This is a genomic window from Streptomyces sp. NPDC020801 (assembly GCF_044334385.1).
Lineage (GTDB): Bacteria > Actinomycetota > Actinomycetes > Streptomycetales > Streptomycetaceae > Streptomyces.
On record NZ_JBIRST010000011.1, the window covers coordinates 1 to 19,981 of the forward strand.

Sequence of the window (19,981 nt, forward strand, 5' to 3'; positions counted from 1 at the left end):
TTACATTCCGAACCCGGAAGCTAAGCCTTACAGCGCCGATGGTACTGCAGGGGGGACCCTGTGGGAGAGTAGGACACCGCCGAACAAATCTTGAAAGGGTTGGACCCCGAACTTCGGTTCCGGGTCCAACCCTTTTTTGTTTGCCGTCACTTGAAGTTCACGTTGCGCAACCAGCATCCGCACCATGGGTACTGCTGCCATGCTGAGAGCCGCCGGTGTCGGTGTCGGTGACGAGGTCGTCGTGCCGGCGTTCGGCAACGTGGAGGTCGCCGAGGCGGTGACCAAGGTCGGCGGCTTGCCGGTGTTCGCCGACATAGATCCAGTGACGTACTGCCTGGACGCGGCAGCCGTCGAAGCGGCCGTAACTCCGCGGACGGCGGCCGTGGTTGCCGTACACCGATTCGGTCGCTCGGCCGACGTCGGGCGGCTGCACGGGGTCGGGCAGCGGCACGGACTGCTGATCCTGGAACAGGGCGAGTCCGAGGCGCCGTACGACGAGACGGCGCAGCGCAGGGAGCGGGCCGCCTATCTGGACGCGAAGTTGAGGGGAGTGCGCACGCCCGACGGGGGCGACGGGCACACCTATCAGCAGTACGTGGTGCGGGTGCCGGGGAACGGCCGGCCGGACCGGGACGCCTTCGCACGGGCCATACGGACCAGGGGAGTTGATTGCCGGGTGCCGGTGAAGACGCCCGCTCACCGGCTGCCCGAGTTCCGTCGGTGCGTGTCCCTGCCCGAGACGGAGCGGGCGGCCGAGGAGACGCTCGCACTGCCGGTGGACGCTTCGCTGACGCGGCGCGAAATGCAGCGGATCGTTTCGGCGTGCAACGCGCTCGGCGGGCCGATCGCGGTTGGGGGCACGGCCGTGTTCGGGGTATGATCTATCCCGTTGCCGAGAGGGAAACCTCGAAAAGGTGACCGGCCCCTATAGCTCAGTCGGCAGAGCGTCTCCATGGTAAGGAGAAGGTCAACGGTTCGATTCCGTTTGGGGGCTCCAGCAGAAAAGGCCTCCGCCCACAGGGCGGGGGCCTCTTGCATGCCATGCCCGGCCTTGCGGTTCCCGGCCGGCCTTGGGTGCCTTACGGGTGGAGGCCGGGCACGCGCATCGCCAGGATCGCCATGTCGTCCGAGGGCGCGTCGGACGCAAAGCGCTCCACCGCCCGCATGATGCGGGCCGCCACGGCACCGGCCGTCAGGCCCGTGCAGGTGGTGAGGACGTCCGCGAGGCCGTCGTCGCCCAGCATGCGCGTGCCCTCACGGCGCTCGGTGACGCCGTCCGTGACGCACAGCAGGACGTCGCCCGGGTCCAGTGTGACCGTCTGCTCGTACAACTCCAGATCCTCCATGACGCCGAGGAGCGGCTGCGGCTCGGCGGCCGGTTCGACGGAGCCGTCCTGGCGCAGGCGCAGCGGCAGCGGATGGCCGGCGCAGACCACCTTCAACTGGGCGCTGCCGTCCTCCTGCGGCCACAGCTCGCCGTACAGGAGAGTGAGGAATCGGCTGCGGGCGCCCTCGTCGAGGATCGCGGAGTTCAGGCGTTCCAGGACGGCCGGGCCGCCGAAGCCCTCCCGGGCCAGCAGCCGGAGCGCGTGCCGGGCCAGTCCCGTGACGGCCGCGGCCTCCGGGCCCGTACCGCAGACGTCGCCGATGGCGAAGCCGTAGGCGCCGTCGCGGATGGGGAAGAGGTCGTAGAAGTCGCCGCCGACCTCGTTGCCCTCGCCGGCCGCGCGGTAGATGACCTCCACCTCGACGCCCTCGATGTGGGGGAGCCCCGGGGGCAGCAGGCTGCGCTGGAGGGACTGGCTGATGGCGGTGCGCTCCGAGTAGAGGCGGGCGTTGTCCAGGGCGAGGGCGGCGCGGCGGCTCAAGTCCTCGGCCAGTTCCAGGATCTCCTGGCGGAAGTGCTCGTCGGTGGGCTTGCCGAGGGTCAGCATGCCGATGACGCGGTTGCGGGCGACCAGCGGCAGGACGACGGTCTCGCCGCCGACCGCGGCGGCCGTGGCGAGGGTCGGGCCGATGGTCGTACCGATCCGGTGGTGCGAGTCGCCCAGGCTGAGGCTGCGCATGGAGGTGCGCAGAGCCGCCTGGTGGGCGGCCTCGCCGGGGGCGGACCAGACACGGGCACCGGGGGTCGGTACCGGGTCCGGCGGGGAGATCTTCGACAGCAGCGACTTGATGCCGTCGATCAGTTCCTCGTCCTCGTGCAGGACGTAGGACAGATACGGCTCGGAGGCCTGGTCGGCGATCGTGTAGACCGCGCACCAGGTGGCCAGGGTCGGGACCGTCATCTGCGCCATCAGGGCGAGGGTCTGGTCGCGGTCGAGGGTGCCGGCCAGCAGGTCGGAGGCCTCGACGAGGAAGCTGAGGGAGCCGCGGCGCAGCCGCTCCAGCTCACCCAGGCGGGCCGACTCGACGGCGAGCGCGATGCGGTCGGCGGCGAACTGCAGGCGCAGCGCCTCCTCGTTGGAGTATCTGCCCGGTGCCTCCGCTGCGACGCCGAGGGAGCCGGTGAGGCGGCCCTCGACCTTCAGCGGGACGGTCACGACCGAGCGCATGCCCGTGCTGTGCAGGAGGGGTACGGCGCCGGGGACGGCGGTGAGGTCGTCGTGGACGGCGGGCATGCGGGCGGAACCGTAGCGGCCGGGGCCGGCGTCGACGGGAACGCGGGCGAAGCGCTGGCGGGCGGAGGGCAGGCCGGTGGAGGCACGGACCTCCAGTTCGGTTTCGTCGTCGGTGGCCAGCAGCAGGAAGGCGGAGTCGCCGTCGAGCATGTCGCGGGCGCGTTCCACCGTGCGCTGCAGGAGGCCGTCGAGGTCGTCGGGGGCGGGGGAGCCGATGAACACCTCGAAGGGGTCGGCGCTCGGGCCGTCGGAGGAGGAGGCCGCGTCGGTGGCCGCCGTGACGCGCAACGGTGTCTGCAGAACGGCCCGTTCGTGGTCCCGTACGAGGAGGCACACGGTTGACGGCTCGCCGTCGGTGTCGCGGACGCGGAGGTGGGAGGCGTAGACGGGCAGTACGCGGCCGTGGGCGCCGCGGACGCCGTAACTGCCTTCCCAGCGCGAGAGTTGCAGCGCCTCGGCGATTCCGGTGCCGGTGCCGGGAGTGTGCGGCCAGGCCGCGAGGTCGGTCAGCGGCTTTCCGGTGACCTGCTCGGCGGCGTAGCCGAACAGGTCCTCGGCGTCCTCGTTCCACGCCGTGATGGCGCCGCCGCGGTCGATCTGGACGACGGCGACACGGACCCTGCCGTCGGCGAGCGGGAGGAGGTCCGCGGGCAGCGACGGACCGGCCGTGCGGGTGCCGACCGGGCGCTCGGGCAGGTCCAGCTGGAACCAGACGGTCTTGTGGGTGGGTGTGTACTCCACGCCCCAGCGGCCGGCCAGGGCCGCGCACAGCTGGAGGCCGCGGCCGCCCTCGCGGTCGGGGCTGCCCATGTTGACGGCCACGCTCTGGACCGGGACCTCGCGCTCGGGGTAGCGGTCGGAGACCTCGATCCGTACCCCTCCGTCACTGCGCAGGCACAGCACGTCGGCGGCCGTGCCGGCGTGCACGACGGCGTTGGTGACCAGTTCGCTCGTGAGTACAACGGCGTCGTCGACGATGTCGCCGAAGCCCCACCCCTGGAGGGTGTCGCGGACGAAGGACCGGGCGGTCGCGACCGATCGCCCGAGGGGCTCGAAACTGGCGGCCGCGCGCGCGGTGATCACAGAACTCCTCGTCCGGTTGTCGACGTGCAGGCCTTGGTGGCCGAACGGCTCGCGCCGCTGCTCCGGCAGCTGCGGGCCCTTCGGCCGTGGCTCCGGGGTCTGTCCCCCCGGGATCACTCCGGTGGTCATGTTGTGCGGCCGCCCTCCGATGCCCGCTCGTTCCCGTGCCACCGCCCAGGCCGGACGGACCGGCGTGGCTGGACAGCCGCATGCAAGGTTACTTACCTTCGCCGCCCGTGCGGATGCCGGTCAGCAGTGTTTCCGCCGGGAGGGTGTGCGGACGGTGTGCAAAGCTGCCGAACTGTTATGGCCTGGTTCGGCGGGGGTGAAACACTGGGCAAGCTTCCGGTGAAGGTCCGGGCAGGCCGAGTGTGTTCTCTGTACGCAGGGCAGCAACCCTGGGTCCGGCCTGATTACATCGGACAGGAATACGCAGCAGTAACTGGTACGCCGATCAGTAGTACGAGCAGTAGTACCGGAGCACAGCAGTACGACGGTCGATCCCTGCGGGAGGGACACAGTGGAGTCTGGCGCAGCGACGCGGGGCACGAAGACGCGCGCGAAAGGCGGACAGTCCCTGAACAACCAGCGCAAACCGCGCAGCGGCAGCACCGCGGTGGACGCGGCCGCCCTGAACCGACTGCTGGCCGCTCTGGTGTCGATGCGCGACGGCAATTTCCGAAAGCGGCTCACGGTGGCCGGGGACGGCGTGATGTCGGAGATCGCCGCCGTCTTCAATGAGGTGGCGGACCGCAATCTGCATTTGACGGGCGAGTTGTCGCGCGTGCGACGCATGGTGGGCCGTGAGGGAAAACTCACCGAGCGGCTGGAGACGGGCGCCTGCGAGGGCTCCTGGGCGACCGCGATCGACAACTCCAACGCGCTGGTCGACGACCTCGTACGGCCCGTCTCCGAAGTCGGCCGGGTACTGTCCGCGGTCGCCGAGGGCGATCTGTCGCCGCGCATGGAGCTGCGGACGCAGGTGCCGGAGGGGGCCGGGCAGCCGCTGCGGGGTGAGTTCCTGAAGGTCGGGCGGACGGTCAACAACCTGGTCGACCAGCTGTCGACGTTCACCGACGAGGTCACGCGCGTGGCCAGTGAGGTGGGCACCGAGGGCAAGCTGGGCGGGCAGGCGCGGGTGCGCGGCCTGTCCGGCTCGTGGAAGGACCTCACGGACTCCGTCAACACGATGGCGTCCCGGCTGACGGCGCAGGTGCGGGACATCGCGCTGGTGACCACGGCGGTGGCGAAGGGCGATCTGTCGCGGAAGGTGACCGTCCACGTCGCCGGCGAGATGCTGGAGCTGAAGAACACCGTCAACACGATGGTCGACCAGCTCTCCGCCTTCTCCTCCGAGGTGACTCGGGTCGCCCGCGAGGTGGGCACGGACGGCATCCTGGGCGGCCAGGCGCATGTGCCCGGGGTCGACGGCACGTGGAAGGAACTCACCGATTCGGTGAACCTGATGGCCGGCAACCTGACGGCACAGGTGCGCGGCATCGCGCAGGTGACGACGGCGGTGGCCAACGGTGACCTGTCGCAGAAGGTGACCGTCCCGGCGCGCGGCGAGGTCGCGCAGCTGGCCGAGACGATCAACCAGATGACCGAGACACTGCGGATCTTCGCGGACGAGGTCACCCGCGTGGCCAACGAGGTCGGTGCCGAGGGCCGCCTGGGCGGGCAGGCGAACGTGCCGGGCGTCGCCGGTACCTGGAAGGACCTCACCGACTCCGTCAACACGGTGTTCCGGAATCTCACCACACAGGTGAGGGACATCGCCGCGGTGACGACGGCGGTGGCCAGCGGTGACCTGTCGCAGAAGGTCACCGTCGACGTGGCCGGCGAGATGCTGGAGCTGAAGAACACGGTCAACGGCATGGTGGACCAGCTGTCCTCCTTCGGTGCCGAGGTGACGCGTGTGGCGCGGGAGATCGGTGTCGAGGGCGAGCTGGGCGGCCAGGCGCAGGTGCCGGGCGCGGCGGGCACCTGGAAGGACCTGACGGACTCCGTCAACACCGCGTTCCGCAACCTCACCGGACAGGTGAGGAACATCGCCCAGGTGACGACGGCGGTGGCCAACGGCGATCTGTCGCAGAAGGTCACCGTGGACGTCTCCGGCGAGATGCTCAAGCTGAAGAACACCGTGAACACGATGGTGGACCAGCTGTCGTCCTTCGCCGACCAGGTGACCAGGATGGCCCGGGACGTGGGCACGGAGGGCCGTCTCGGCGGTCAGGCCCGGGTGGATGGCGTGTCGGGAACCTGGAAGGAACTCACCGACTCCGTCAACTTCATGGCGGGCAACCTCACCTCCCAGGTGCGGCAGATCGCCCAGGTGACGACGGCGGTGGCCCGCGGCGACCTCTCCCAGAAGATCGACGTCGACGCGCGCGGGGAGATCCTCGAGCTGAAGAACACCATCAACACGATGGTCGACCAGCTCTCCGCCTTCGCCGACCAGGTCACCCGGGTCGCCCGTGAGGTGGGCACGGAGGGCCGCCTGGGCGGCCAGGCGCAGGTGCCGGGCGTCGCGGGTGTCTGGCGGGACCTGACGGACTCCGTGAACGGCATGGCCGGCAACCTCACCGCGCAGGTGCGCAACATCGCGCAGGTCGCCACCGCCGTGGCCCGCGGTGACCTCTCCCAGAAGATCACCGTGGACGCGCGCGGGGAGATCCTGGAGCTGAAGAACACGCTGAACACGATGGTGGACCAGCTGTCGTCGTTCGCCCAGGAGGTCACCCGCGTGGCCCGCGAGGTGGGTACGGAGGGCATCCTCGGCGGCCAGGCCGAGGTCCAGGGCGTTTCGGGCACCTGGAAGGACCTCACGCAGTCGGTGAACTTCATGGCGAACAACCTGACCATCCAGGTCCGCAACATCGCCGAGGTCACGACCGCCGTCGCCAAGGGCGACCTGTCCAAGAAGATCACCGTCGACGCCAGGGGCGAGATCCTCGAACTCGTCACCACCGTCAACACGATGGTGGACCAGCTGTCCTCGTTCGCCGAGCAGGTGACCAGGGTCGCCCGAGAGGTGGGCACGGAGGGCATCCTCGGCGGCCAGGCGCACGTGCCCGGAGTCGTGGGCATCTGGAAGGACCTCAGCGACAACGTCAACCTGATGGCCAACAACCTGACCATGCAGGTGCGCAACATCTCCCAGGTGGCGGCCGCGGTCGCCAACGGCGATCTGACCCGCACGGTGACGATCGAGGCGCGCGGCGAGGTCGCGCAGCTCGCCGACACCTTCAACACCATGGTGAAGACGCTGAGTTCGTTCGCCGACCAGGTCACCAAGGTGGCCCGCGAGGTGGGCACGGACGGCATCCTCGGCGGACAGGCGTACGTCCCGGGTGTGGCCGGCACCTGGAAGGACCTCACCGAGTCGGTGAACCAGATGGCGTCCAACCTGACCGGTCAGGTCCGCAACATCGCCATGGTCACCACCGCCATCGCCAAGGGCGACCTGACCAAGAAGATCGACATCGACGCGCGCGGCGAGATCCTCGAGCTGAAGACCACCATCAACACGATGGTGGACCAGCTGTCGAGCTTCGCCGAGGAGGTCACCCGGGTCGCCCGCGAGGTGGGCACCGAGGGCCAGCTCGGCGGTCAGGCACGCGTGCGCGACGTGGACGGCACCTGGCGGGACCTGACCGAGTCCGTGAACGAGATGGCCGGGAACCTGACCCGGCAGGTGCGTGCCATCGCACGCGTGGCGACCGCGGTGACCCGCGGCGACCTGAACCTGAAGATCGACGTCGACGCCTCCGGCGAGATCCAGGAACTGCAGGACTACATCAACAAGATGATCGCCAACCTGCGCGACACCACGATCGCCAACAAGGAGCAGGACTGGCTCAAGGGCAACCTCGCCCGCATCTCCGCGCTGATGCAGGGCCGACGTGACCTGGAGGACGTGGCCTCGCTGATCATGAGCGAGCTGACGCCGGTGGTCTCCGCGCAGCACGGCGCGTTCTTCGTCGCCATGCCGCTGGTCGACGACAAGGACCTCGGCGGCGACCCGGAGAACGCCTACGAGCTGCGGATGCTGGGCTCCTACGGCTACTCGATGGGCTCCATGCCGACCTCGTTCCGGCCGGGTGAGGCGCTCATCGGGACGGCCGCCGAGGAGAAGCGCACCATCCTGGTGGAGAACGCGCCCAGCGGCTATCTGAAGATCTCCTCCGGGCTCGGCGAGGCGCCGCCCGCACAGGTGATCGTGCTGCCGGTGCTGTTCGAGGGGAAGGTGCTCGGCGTCATCGAGCTGGCGTCCTTCACGCCGTTCACGCAGATCCAGAAGGACTTCCTCAACCAGATCGCGGAGATGATCGCCACCAGCGTCAACACCATCTCCGTCAATACCAAGACCGAGCAGTTGCTGAAGCAGTCGCAGGAGCTGACCGAGCAACTGCGGCTCAGGTCGGAGGAGTTGGAGCAGCGGCAGAAGGCCCTGCAGGCCTCCAACGCCGAACTGGAGGAGAAGGCCGAACTGCTGGCCCAGCAGAACCGGGACATCGAGGCGAAGAACTCCGAGATCGAGGAGGCGCGGCAGGTCCTGGAGGAGCGGGCCGAACAGCTGGCGGTCTCCATGCGCTACCGCAGCGAGTTCCTGGCCAACATGTCGCACGAGCTGCGTACGCCGCTCAACTCCCTGCTGATTCTGGCCAAGTTGCTCGCCGACAACGCCGAGGGGAACCTCTCCCCGAAGCAGGTGGAGTTCGCCGAGACGATCCACGGCGCCGGCTCCGACCTGCTCCAGCTGATCAACGACATCCTGGACCTGTCGAAGGTCGAGGCGGGCAAGATGGACGTCTCCCCGACGCGCATCGCGCTCGTCCAGCTCATCGACTACGTGGAGGCCACCTTCCGGCCGCTGACCGCCGAGAAGGGCCTGGACCTGTCGGTGCGCGTGTCGCCCGAACTGCCCGCCACCCTCCACACCGACGAGCAGCGGCTGCTGCAGGTGCTGCGCAACCTGCTGTCCAACGCGGTGAAGTTCACCGACTCCGGGTCGGTGGAGCTGGTCATCCGTCCCGCGCGGGACGACGTTCCGCAGACGATCCGGGAGCAGTTGCTGGAGACCGGTTCGCTGACCGATCCGGACGCCGCGATGATCGCGTTCTCCGTCACCGACACCGGCATCGGCATCGCGGCGAGCAAGATGCGGGTGATCTTCGAGGCGTTCAAGCAGGCGGACGGCACCACCAGCCGCAAGTACGGCGGTACGGGCCTGGGGTTGTCCATCTCGCGGGAGATCGCACAGCTGCTCGGCGGCGAGATCCACGCGCAGAGCGAACCGGGCCGCGGCTCCACGTTCACGCTGTACCTGCCCCTGCACCCGGGCGAACTGCCGCCGCACGGCTACCAGCAGCCCGGGTCCGCCCTGGACGCAGACGAGCTGGTGGCCGCCGAGCCGCATACGGCCGACCTCTCCGAGCTGTCCGGCGCCCAGATCGAGACGCCGGCCGAGGTGAAGTCCTACCACGAGACGCAGAACGGCGCCGCCGCGCTCTTCCGGCGCCGCCGCAGGGCGCTGCCGGCCGCCGAGCAGTGGCCCGTACCGCAGGGACAGCAGCCGCATGAGCAGTGGCCGGCCGGTTCGGCCGGTTCGGCGGGATCGGCGGGATCGGCGGGCGAGGCTGACGCGGTGTCGCAGATGCACCGGGACGTCAGGTTCGGCGGCGAGAAGGTGCTCATCGTCGACGACGACATCCGCAACGTCTTCGCACTGACCAGCGTCCTGGAACAGCACGGCCTGTCGGTGCTGTACGCGGAGAACGGCCGTGAGGGCATCGAGGTCCTGGAGCAGCACGACGACGTGACGGTCGTTCTGATGGACATCATGATGCCCGAGATGGACGGGTACGCGACGACCACGGCGATCCGCAGGATGCCGCAGTTCGCGGGCCTGCCGATCATCGCGCTGACCGCGAAGGCGATGAAGGGCGACCGGGAGAAGGCGATCGAGTCGGGCGCCTCCGACTACGTGACCAAGCCGGTCGACCCCGATCACCTGCTGGCCGTGATGGAGCAGTGGATGCGCGCGGAGTGACGGGAGCCGGTGGCGTGCCGTGCGGGTCGCCGACCGAGGGTGGCCGGAACGGAGCAGGGAAGTGGTTGACTCAGGGTGTCCGAAGCCGTGTAGAAGTACGGGATTCGGGGAACCTTCTGGTCTCCCGCTACGTTTCTGCTATGTGCACAGTGACATCGCGGTGACAGGGTGTGGCGACAGGCGGGGTGCGGCTACGATGACCGGCACAAGGACGGGCGGCGCAAGGGAGTCGTCCCCTGGGGCGGCACCCGTCGGTGCCTCCCCGATTCCTGCGGACAGGGGCGGCCCCAAGCCGGGGCGAGGAGGGCGGGCCATGGTGCAGAAGGCCAAGATCCTCCTGGTCGATGACCGGCCGGAGAATCTGCTGGCGCTGGAGGCCATCCTCTCCGCGCTCGATCAGACGCTGGTGCGGGCATCGTCCGGGGAGGAAGCGCTCAAAGCGCTGCTCACGGACGACTTCGCGGTGATTCTGCTGGACGTCCAGATGCCGGGCATGGACGGATTCGAAACGGCCGCGCACATCAAGCGGCGGGAGAGGACCCGGGACATCCCGATCATCTTCCTCACCGCGATCAACCACGGCCCGCACCACACCTTCCGCGGCTACGCGGCGGGCGCGGTGGACTACATCTCCAAGCCGTTCGACCCGTGGGTGCTGCGCGCGAAGGTCTCGGTCTTCGTCGATCTGTACATGAAGAACTGCCAGCTGAAGGAGCAGGCGGCCCTGCTCCGGCTGCAGCTGGAGGGCGGCCCCAGGAGCGGTGTCGGCGAGGCCAAGGAGTCGGCCGGCCTGCTGGCCGAGCTGTCCGCGCGCCTGGCGGCGGTCGAGGAGCAGGCGGAGGCCCTGTCCAAGCAGCTGGACGACGAGTCGGCGGACGCGGCGGCGGTGGCCACCGCGGCGCACCTGGAGCGGAAGCTGACGGGCCTGCGGCGGGCACTGGACGCGCTGGAGCCCGGTGCGGGGAGTGCTTCTTCGGTCCCATCGCAGGGCTGAACCAAGGGCGTTGGCGGCACGCCGGCGTCGGGACGAGGGCACACCGTGTGACCGGTCGTCCCTGGAACCGGCCGTGAAGGCGCGTCAGTCTGCCGTTCCAGTAGGCACGACACGAACGGGTGAAGCCCTCGGCACACGTGTCCGCAGTCGTCTCCACCGGTAATCTCACACCTATGGCCTCACGTCCCTCCGCAGCCAAGAAGCAGCCCCCGAAGAAGGCGGCCGCTCCCGCAAGGGCTCCGGCGAAGAAGGCCGCTGCGAAGAGGGCTCCTGCCAGGAAGGCGCCCGCCAAGAAGGCCGCGGCGAGCAAGCCCGTGCCCAAACCGGCGCCGAGCCCCACCGGGGGCGTGTACCGGCTCGTGCGCGCCCTGTGGCTCGGACTCGCGCACGCCGTCGGCGCCGTCTTCCGCGGCATAGGGCGGGGCGCCAGGAATCTCGACCCCGCACACCGCAAGGACGGCGTCGCCCTGCTGCTGCTCGCCGTCGCGCTCATCGTCGCCGCCGGCACCTGGGCCGATCTGCGCGGGCCCGTCGGCGACCTGGTCGAGATCCTGGTGACCGGAGCCTTCGGCCGGCTGGACCTGCTGGTGCCGATCCTGCTCGCGGTCATCGCCGTCCGCCTCATTCGGCATCCCGAGAAGCCCGAGGCCAACGGCCGTATCGTCATCGGCCTGTCCGCGCTCGTCATCGGAGTGCTCGGACAGGTGCACATCGCCTGCGGCGCGCCCGCCCGCAGCGACGGCATGCAGGCCATAAGGGACGCCGGCGGCCTCATCGGCTGGGGCGCCGCGACCCCGCTGACGTACGCCATGGGCGAGGTTCTCGCCGTACCACTGCTCGTGCTGCTCACGGTCTTCGGCCTGCTGGTCGTCACCGCCACCCCGGTCAACGCGGTCCCGCAGCGGCTGCGGCTGCTCGGTGCGAAGCTCGGCATCCTGCCCGACCCACAGGACGACGAGCCCACCGAGTACGGCGAGGACGACGCGCGCTACGACGAACAGTGGCGTGAGGCGCTGCCCGCGCGCCCCCGCAAGCGCCAAGGCGCCCCGCAGTCCTACGATCCCGACGGCGCGGAGCAGGAGGCCCTGTCCAGGCGCCGCGGCCGCCCCCGTCGCTCGGCCGTGCCGCAGCCCGACATGGAGCGGCCGATGGACGCCGTGGACGTCGCCGCCGCAGCCGCCGCGGCGCTCGACGGAGCGGTCCTGCACGGCATGCCGCCGTCGCCGATCGTCGCCGACCTCACCCAGGGCGTGAGCGTGAGCGACCGGGCGGAGACGGCGACCCCGACCCCGGTGCCGGCCGCCCGGCCGGGCCAGGACGGCCCGGCCGGGCGCCCCAGGCCGGGCGCACCGGCCGCGCGCCCCGCGGAGCGGGAGAACCCGACCGCCGGCGTCCCCGACCTCACGAAGACACCGCCGCCCCAGACCCGCGACCTGCCGCCGCGCGCCGAGCAGCTCCAGCTGTCCGGCGACATCACCTACTCGCTGCCCTCGCTGGACCTGCTCGAGCGAGGCGGCCCCGGCAAGGCGCGCAGCGCCGCCAACGACGCCATCGTCGACTCGCTCACCAACGTCTTCACCGAGTTCAAGGTCGACGCCCGAGTCACCGGCTTCACGCGCGGCCCGACGGTCACGCGCTACGAGGTCGAACTCGGCCCCGCGGTGAAGGTCGAGCGGATCACCGCGCTCACCAAGAACATCGCGTACGCCGTCGCCAGCCCGGACGTGCGGATCATCAGCCCGATCCCCGGCAAGTCCGCGGTCGGCATCGAGATTCCCAACACCGACCGGGAGATGGTCAATCTCGGGGACGTGCTGCGCCTGGCGGACGCCGCCGAGGACGACCACCCGATGCTGGTCGCGCTCGGCAAGGACGTCGAGGGCGGCTATGTGATGGCCAACATCGCGAAGATGCCGCACGTCCTGGTCGCCGGCGCCACCGGCTCCGGCAAGTCGTCCTGCATCAACTGCCTGATCACCTCGGTCATGGTGCGGGCGACCCCGGAGGACGTCCGCATGGTCCTGGTCGACCCCAAGCGCGTGGAGCTGACCGCGTACGAGGGCATCCCGCACCTGATCACACCGATCATCACCAACCCCAAGCGGGCCGCCGAGGCGCTCCAGTGGGTGGTCCGCGAGATGGACCTGCGCTACGACGACCTGGCCGCGTACGGATTCCGGCACATCGACGACTTCAACGAGGCCGTCCGCAGCGGCAAGGTGAAGTCGCCGGAGGGCAGCGAGCGGGAACTGCAGCCGTACCCCTATCTGCTGGTCATCGTCGACGAGCTCGCCGACCTGATGATGGTCGCGCCGCGCGACGTCGAGGATGCGATCGTGCGCATCACGCAGCTCGCCCGCGCGGCCGGCATCCACCTGGTGCTCGCCACACAGCGGCCCTCGGTCGACGTCGTCACCGGTCTGATCAAGGCCAACGTGCCCTCCCGGCTCGCCTTCGCCACCTCCTCGCTCGCCGACTCGCGCGTCATCCTCGACCAGCCCGGCGCCGAGAAGCTGATCGGCAAGGGCGACGGGCTCTTCCTGCCGATGGGCGCGAGCAAGCCGACCCGTCTGCAGGGCGCGTTCGTGACCGAGGAGGAGGTCGCGGCGGTCGTCCAGCACTGCAAGGACCAGATGGCGCCGGTCTTCCGGGACGACGTCACGGTGGGCACCAAGCAGAAGAAGGAGATCGACGAGGACATCGGCGACGACCTCGACCTGCTGTGCCAGGCGGCCGAGCTGGTCGTCTCCACGCAGTTCGGGTCGACGTCCATGCTCCAGCGCAAGCTGCGCGTCGGCTTCGCCAAGGCCGGACGGCTGATGGACCTCATGGAGTCGCGGAACATCGTCGGCCCGAGCGAGGGGTCCAAGGCGCGCGACGTGCTGGTGAAGCCCGACGAGCTGGACGGTGTGCTGGCCGTGATTCGAGGCGAGTCCGAGGGGTAGCAGAAAGAGGTCCGTCCGGCGGATGTGCTTACTGCGGGCGGGTGGGCGCACCGTGATCCACCCGTTAGCGAGCGGTGGGCAACCCTTTCCCTTGGACGTACGTCAAGTTGAGCGAGAGGACCGGTACGGGCCCCACCGGGGGCTCCGCGCCTGTCCCACCATCGGATCGTCCGGCCATTCCGATGGCCTACAAAGTCCTACCGCCGGGTCGCTCCAACCTCCGGCACCCCCCTAGACTGAACGTCCAGCACAGGCGGCTACACGCTCGAAAGGCGCCCCCGTGTCCATCGGCAACTCCCCTGAAGACGAGCGTCCCTTCGAAGACGTTTCCCAGGAGGCCCGCCCCTCCATCGGCCACGCCCTGCGGCAGGCGCGGATCGCCGCCGGGCTGACCGTCGACGAGGTCAGCAGCGCCACCCGGGTCCGCATCGCCATCGTGCACGCCATCGAGGCCGACGACTTCGCTCCCTGCGGCGGAGACGTCTACGCCCGAGGGCACATCCGGACCCTGGCCAAGGCGGTGCAGCTCGATCCGGCCCCGCTGATCGCGCAGTACGACGCCGAGCACGGCGGCCGACCCGCCCCCACCCCGGCTGCCCCGCTGTTCGAGGCGGAACGCATCCGCCCGGAGCGCCGCGGGCCCAACTGGACCGCGGCCATGGTCGCCGCGATCGTCGTGGTGGTCGGCTTCGTCGGCTTCACCGCCTTCAGAGGTGGCGACGGCGGCAAGGCACAGGTCGCCGAAGGCTCGACGCCCACGAGCAGCGCGCCCGCCTCGCCGACGCCGAAGAGCAGCAAGCCCGCCGACCAGAAGCCGGCGCCCTCCGACAGCGCCATCGCGGCCGCCCCGCAGGACAAGGTGACCGTCCAGGTCAGCGCCACGGGCGGACGCAGCTGGATCTCGGCCAAGGACCACAACGGCCGGATGCTCTTCGACGGGCTGCTCAAGCAGGGCCAGTCGAAGACCTTCCAGGACAGCAGCAAGATCAACCTGATCCTCGGCGACGCCGGGGCGATCCAGCTCTACGTCAACGGCAAGAAGATCGAGGACCAGTTCCAGCCGGGCGCCGTGGAACGCCTCACGTACACCAAGGGCGACCCGCAGGTCGGATAGCCCGTACCCAGCGGTGGGAGCAGGCAGGCGGAGACGGGGTTGGCCAAGATCGGCCAACCCCGTCGACGTGGGGTGTCGGAGAGACGAAGTAGTCTTGAGCCCATGCCTGAACGCCGTACCGTCGCACTCGTCACTCTCGGCTGCGCCCGTAACGAGGTGGACTCGGAGGAGCTCGCAGGCCGTTTGGAGGCGGACGGCTGGCAGCTCGTGGAGGACGCCGCGGACGCGGACGTCGCCGTGGTCAACACCTGTGGCTTCGTGGAAGCCGCCAAGAAGGACTCCGTCGACGCCCTCCTGGAGGCCAACGACCTCAAGGACCACGGCAGAACACAGGCCGTGGTCGCGGTCGGCTGCATGGCCGAGCGGTACGGCAAGGAGCTCGCCGAGGCCCTCCCCGAGGCCGACGGCGTGCTCGGCTTCGACGACTACGCGGACATCTCCGACCGCCTGCAGACCATCCTGAGCGGCGGCATCCACGCCTCGCACACCCCCCGCGACCGCCGCAGGCTCCTGCCCATCAGCCCGGCCCAGCGGCAGGAGGCCGGCACGGAGGTCGCGATTCCGGGCCACGGCCCCACCGACCTTCCGGAAGGTCTCGCTCCGGCCTCCGGTCCCCGCGCGCCCCTGCGCCGCCGCCTGGACGGCGCCCCGGTCGCCTCGGTCAAGCTCGCCTCCGGCTGCGACCGGCGCTGCTCCTTCTGCGCCATCCCCTCCTTCCGCGGCTCCTTCATCTCCCGCCGCCCCAGCGACGTGCTGAACGAGACGCGCTGGCTGGCCGAGCAGGGCGTCAAGGAGGTCATGCTGGTCTCCGAGAACAACACCTCCTACGGCAAGGACCTCGGCGACATCCGCCTGCTGGAGTCCCTGCTGCCCGAGCTCGCCGAGGTCGACGGCATCGAGCGCGTCCGGGTCAGCTACCTGCAGCCGGCCGAGATGCGCCCCGGGCTGATCGACGTACTGACCTCCACCCCCAAGGTCACCCCGTACTTCGACCTCTCCTTCCAGCACTCCGCGCCCGACGTGCTGCGCGCCATGCGCCGCTTCGGCGACACCGATCGCTTCCTGGAGCTGCTCGACACCATCCGCACCAAGGCCCCCGAGGCCGGCGTGCGGTCCAACTTCATCGTCGGCTTCCCCGGCGAGTCCGAGGCGGACCTGGCCGAGCTGGAGCGCTTCCTGAACGGTGCACGCCTGGACGCCATCGGCGTCTTCGGCTACTCCGACGAGGAGGGCACGGAAGCGGCGACGTACGAGAACAAGCTGGACGAGGACGTCGTCGCCGAGCGACTGGCCCAGGTCTCCCGGCTGGCCGAGGAGCTCGTCTCCCAGCGGGCCGAGGAGCGCGTCGGTGAGACGGTGCACGTGCTGGTGGAGTCCGTGGACGCCGAGGAGGGCGCCCTCGGCCGTGCGGCCCACCAGGCGCCGGAGACGGACGGCCAGGTGCTGCTGACGAGCGGCGAGGGCCTGAGCATCGGCCGTATGGTCGAGGCGAAGGTGGTCGGTACGGAAGGTGTCGACCTGGTGGCCGAACCGCTGGCGGGCTCGCTCGCATGGCGTGAGGAGGCAGGCAGATGACCGGAGTCCCGGCATCCGCGGCGGGCGGCTCCTCCGGTGCTCAGGGGGCGGCCTCGGGCCGTACCGGCGCGGGCGGGGCTTCCGGCGCTGCCGGCGCACCCGGTACCTCGGCCATGTCCGGTCCCTCTGCTTCCGGTGCCGGTTCCGGCGGGGCAGACCGCGTGCCCGAGGAGCAGGACGGCGGCAAGCCCGCGCGCGGCGGGAAGATCGCGGCGGCCGCCGTCAACCAGGCCAGCGTGTGGAACGTCGCCAATCTGCTGACGATGCTCCGGCTGCTCCTGGTGCCCGGCTTCGTGGCCCTGATGCTGGCCGGCGGGGGGTACGACCCGGCGTGGCGCTCGCTCGCCTGGGCGGCCTTCGCCGTCGCCATGATCACCGACCTGTTCGACGGCCACCTCGCGCGGACCTACAACCTCGTCACCGACTTCGGGAAGATCGCCGATCCCATCGCCGACAAGGCGATCATGGGAGCGGCGCTGATCTGTCTCTCCGGCCTCGGTGACCTGCCCTGGTGGGTGACCGCGGTGATCCTGGGCCGGGAACTCGGGATCACGCTCCTGCGTTTCCTGGTCATCCGTTACGGCGTGATCCCCGCCAGCCGCGGCGGCAAGCTCAAGACGCTCACACAGGGCGTGGCCGTCGGGATGTACGTGCTGGCGCTGACGGGCTGGCTGGCCACCCTGCGGTTCTGGGTGATGGCCGTCGCCGTGGTGCTGACCGTGGTGACCGGGCTCGACTATGTGAGACAGGCCATCGTGCTGCGCCGGCAGGGAATCGCCGAGCGCCGGGCGGCGTTGGAGGAGTCGGAAGCGTGAGTTCGCCGGCCGCCGAAGTCGTGGGACTACTCACGGTGAGGGGCGAGACGGTCGCCGTGGCCGAGTCGCTGACCGGTGGCCTGGTCGCGGCGGAGATCACCTCGGTACCGGGAGCCTCCAAGGTCTTCCGGGGATCGGTCACCGCCTACGCCACCGAGCTCAAACACCAGCTGCTGGGTGTCGATGCCACCCTGCTGGCCGAGCGGGGAGCGGTGGATCCGCAGGTCGCGGCCCAGATGGCGGCCGGTGTGCGCAAGGCCCTGGGAGCCGACTGGGGCATCGCGACCACCGGAGTGGCCGGCCCCGACCCCCAGGACGGACAGCCCGTCGGCACGGTCTTCGTGGCCGTGGACGGGCCACCTGGCACACGGCCGGGCACCCCTCGCGGCGGGAAAACGGCCGCACTGCGGTTGAACGGCGGCCGGGCGGAAATTCGTATGGAGAGTGTACGGAGCGTACTCGCACTGCTCCTGGAGCAGATCGCGGGCGAACAGACCGGGAATGAGCGGGCACAGGATACGGAACGGAACGGGGGGTTTTGATGTTTGCAGCCCTGAGTGAACACGACATCGCTCCCCGCACGGCCGCGGCGCGAGGCGGTACGGTGGGGCGTGAAGGATGCGGCTACGCGGTCCGAGGAGGGAGCCACCGATGATTCTGCTCCGTCGCCTGCTGGGTGACGTGCTGCGTCGGCAGCGCCAACGCCAGGGCCGTACTCTGCGCGAAGTCTCCTCGTCCGCCCGAGTCTCGCTCGGCTATCTCTCCGAGGTGGAGCGGGGGCAGAAGGAGGCTTCCTCCGAGCTGCTCTCCGCCATCTGCGACGCGCTGGACGTACGGATGTCCGAGCTCATGCGGGAAGTGAGCGACGAGCTCGCACTCGCGGAGCTGGCCCAGTCTGCTGCGGCTACCGATCCCGTGCCCACGCCGGTTCGCCCGATGCTGGGTTCCGTGTCGGTGACCGGTGTGCCACCGGAACGGGTGACCATCAAGGCGCCCGCGGAAGCGGTGGACGTGGTGGCGGCCTGATCTGCCACGCGCGCGTGATCTGACGCATACGTCGTGAGGCCCCGGCCGGGGCTCTCCGGGAAGACCGACCCGGAGAGGCACGGCCGGGGCCTTCGCGTTGTGCCCCCGCTCCCGTTTGCCGCCGCGTGACGAGGCGGTGATGGTGGAGGCCTGGCCGCGTTCGGGTGACCGGCGCCGGGAAGCGGCAGGTGCGCCTCCGTGTGCCCCGGTGCGCCCTGCTGCACGCGAGGACGGCGTTCTAGCGTCGGGCTGGAGGTGAGTGCGATGGCGCGGCCGACAGTGCGCTGGGGCGCGGCTCTGGGACTCGGGGCGGTGTGGTGGTGGGCGGTGCTGCGGCTGGTGCTGTCGGGCGACGCGGGCGTGCTGGAAGGGGCGGTCGCGGCCGGTGGCTGGGGGCTGAGCCTGCTTCCGGTGCACTGCGTGCCGAAGGGCGGTGCGAGGTGCGCCCTGGGCACGGGGCGGTGGCAGCGGGCCTGGGAGGCGATCGGGCGGGTCACGGGGCTGGACGCGCTCGGCGACGGATGCCTTGGGGGAGGACCGTCCACGCGGATGCGCGGGCCGCTGACCGAAGGCGACGGGGACACCACATGGGCGGGCACGGGGCCGTCGTCGGGGGAGGGGCCGGGGCCGGTGTCCGCGGGCGATTCGGCAATGGTGCCGGCGGACGGTTCGGGTTCGTTGCCCGTGGAAGGTCCGGGGCCGGTGTCCGCGGGCGATCGGGGAATGGTGTCCGCGGACGGTCCGGCGGTGCCCGCGGACGGACCGGGAACGCCGTGCGCCGACGCTCCTGGGGTGCCGCCCGCCGATCCCCGGGGACCGGCGTCCGCCGGCGCCCCGGAGGTGGTGTCCGGCCGTCGTGCGCCGGGGCCCTCGTCCGCCGACGGCGGCGGACCCTCGTCCGGCGATTCCGCGGGATGGCCGTACGGCTCCCGTGCGGGAGGGCTCGACACCGGTGGCGGGCGCTGGCCCTTCGGGGCTACCAAGGCATCGCCACCCCGCCGTTCGGGCGGAGAATCTGACCCGTCGTGAAGGCCGACGCGTCGCAGGCCAGGTGCAGTACGGCGTGGGCGACGTCGTCCGGCTCGCCGACCCGGCCCAGCGGTGACATCCGTGCCATGAGCGACTCGGTGTGCGCCTGGGCCCGTGTGTCGTGGCGGTCGGTCATCGGCGTGCGGATCCAGCCCGGCGCGATGGCGTTGACCCGGATCCCGTGCTCGCCCATCTCCGTCGCCAGCGTCTTGGTCAGCTGGATCACGGCCGCCTTGGCCGCGCCGTAGCAGAGCAGTCCGGGACCGCCGGTGTCGACGGCGCCCGAGGCCATGGTGACGATGCTGCCCCTGGTGCCGTGCGCCAGCATCACCCGGGCCGCCTCCTGGCAGGCGTACAGCACGCCCTTGAAGTTGACGTTCAGCACCCGGTCGAGGTCCTCGTCCCGGGTGTCGAGGACCGGGCTGCTGTGCATGATCCCGGCGATGGCGGCCATCACGTCCAGGCGTGCGCAGGACTCCACGGCCTCCCGGAGCCGGGTCCGGTCGGTGACGTCCAGGGGGTGGGTGAGGGCGGTGCCGCCGTGGTCCTTGATGAGAGCCGCCGTCTCGTGCAGGCCCTGCGTGTCGCGGTCGGCGCAGTGCACCGTCGCGCCCGCCTCGGCGAGCAGGACGGCCGAGGCCCGGCCGATGCCACCGGCGGCGCCGGTGACGAAAGCGGTGCGTCCGGTGAGGTCGTACGCCTTGACGGGCATGCAGGGACCGTA

11 protein-coding genes, 1 tRNA gene, 1 rRNA gene and 1 pseudogene are annotated in these 19,981 nt (G+C 70.5%); 12 read left to right on the plus strand and 2 right to left on the minus strand.

Features of this window, described 5'->3' with window-relative positions:
* The 3 genes from rrf to ACH4UM_RS22700 all read left to right on the plus strand — a co-directional run.
* A 5S ribosomal RNA gene (gene rrf / locus ACH4UM_RS22690) occupies positions 1-85 on the plus strand; the annotation flags it as partial.
* 114 nt (positions 86-199) lie between these two features.
* Positions 200-880, plus strand: coding sequence for a DegT/DnrJ/EryC1/StrS family aminotransferase (locus ACH4UM_RS22695; protein ID WP_398182898.1), 681 nt, complete (start codon positions 200-202; stop codon positions 878-880).
* Positions 881-921: 41 nt separating this feature from the next.
* A tRNA-Thr gene (locus ACH4UM_RS22700) sits at positions 922-997 on the plus strand.
* Between the two features lie 82 nt (positions 998-1,079).
* Here the strand turns inward: ACH4UM_RS22700 and ACH4UM_RS22705 are convergent.
* The gene (locus ACH4UM_RS22705) at positions 1,080-3,833 is read right to left on the minus strand and encodes a SpoIIE family protein phosphatase (RefSeq protein WP_398182137.1); all 2,754 of its coding nucleotides are present in this window, start codon (positions 3,831-3,833) and stop codon (positions 1,080-1,082) included.
* Between the two features lie 391 nt (positions 3,834-4,224).
* On the opposite strand from ACH4UM_RS22705, the gene ACH4UM_RS22710 reads away from it, so the two are divergent.
* The 9 genes and pseudogenes from ACH4UM_RS22710 to ACH4UM_RS22750 form a co-directional block, all read left to right on the plus strand.
* On the plus strand, positions 4,225-9,759 hold the full coding sequence (locus ACH4UM_RS22710; RefSeq protein ID WP_398182139.1) for a HAMP domain-containing protein: 5,535 nt from the start codon (positions 4,225-4,227) through the stop codon (positions 9,757-9,759).
* Positions 9,760-10,072: 313 nt separating this feature from the next.
* A complete protein-coding gene (locus ACH4UM_RS22715) occupies positions 10,073-10,753 on the plus strand; it encodes a two-component system response regulator (protein WP_398182141.1) in 681 nt (226 codons plus the stop codon).
* 173 nt (positions 10,754-10,926) lie between these two features.
* The gene (locus ACH4UM_RS22720; RefSeq protein ID WP_398182144.1) at positions 10,927-13,698 is read left to right on the plus strand and encodes a DNA translocase FtsK; all 2,772 of its coding nucleotides are present in this window, start codon (positions 10,927-10,929) and stop codon (positions 13,696-13,698) included.
* A 280-nt stretch (positions 13,699-13,978) separates the two neighbouring features.
* Entirely contained in the window at positions 13,979-14,812 is an 834-nt protein-coding gene (locus tag ACH4UM_RS22725) for a helix-turn-helix domain-containing protein (RefSeq protein WP_398182146.1), read from the plus strand.
* Between the two features lie 102 nt (positions 14,813-14,914).
* Positions 14,915-16,387 (plus strand): 30S ribosomal protein S12 methylthiotransferase RimO, encoded by a 1,473-nt coding sequence (gene rimO / locus ACH4UM_RS22730; RefSeq protein ID WP_398182149.1) that lies wholly within the window; start codon positions 14,915-14,917, stop codon positions 16,385-16,387.
* The gene (gene pgsA, locus ACH4UM_RS22735) at positions 16,384-17,202 is read left to right on the plus strand and encodes a CDP-diacylglycerol--glycerol-3-phosphate 3-phosphatidyltransferase (protein ID WP_398182152.1); all 819 of its coding nucleotides are present in this window, start codon (positions 16,384-16,386) and stop codon (positions 17,200-17,202) included. Before rimO ends, pgsA begins: the two co-directional genes overlap by 4 nt.
* A complete protein-coding gene (locus ACH4UM_RS22740; protein ID WP_398182155.1) occupies positions 17,199-17,744 on the plus strand; it encodes a CinA family protein in 546 nt (181 codons plus the stop codon). Before pgsA ends, ACH4UM_RS22740 begins: the two co-directional genes overlap by 4 nt.
* 109 nt (positions 17,745-17,853) lie before the next feature.
* Positions 17,854-18,228, plus strand: a complete 375-nt coding sequence (locus ACH4UM_RS22745; protein ID WP_276112160.1) for a helix-turn-helix domain-containing protein — start codon at positions 17,854-17,856, stop codon at positions 18,226-18,228.
* Positions 18,229-18,492: 264 nt separating this feature from the next.
* Positions 18,493-18,720 (plus strand): annotated as a pseudogene (locus tag ACH4UM_RS22750) (hypothetical protein); the annotation flags it as partial.
* A gap of 484 nt (positions 18,721-19,204) precedes the next feature.
* On the opposite strand, the gene ACH4UM_RS22755 reads toward ACH4UM_RS22750, so the two are convergent.
* The gene (locus ACH4UM_RS22755; RefSeq protein ID WP_398182158.1) at positions 19,205-19,969 is read right to left on the minus strand and encodes an SDR family NAD(P)-dependent oxidoreductase; all 765 of its coding nucleotides are present in this window, start codon (positions 19,967-19,969) and stop codon (positions 19,205-19,207) included.
* Positions 19,970-19,981: the final 12 nt, after the last annotated feature.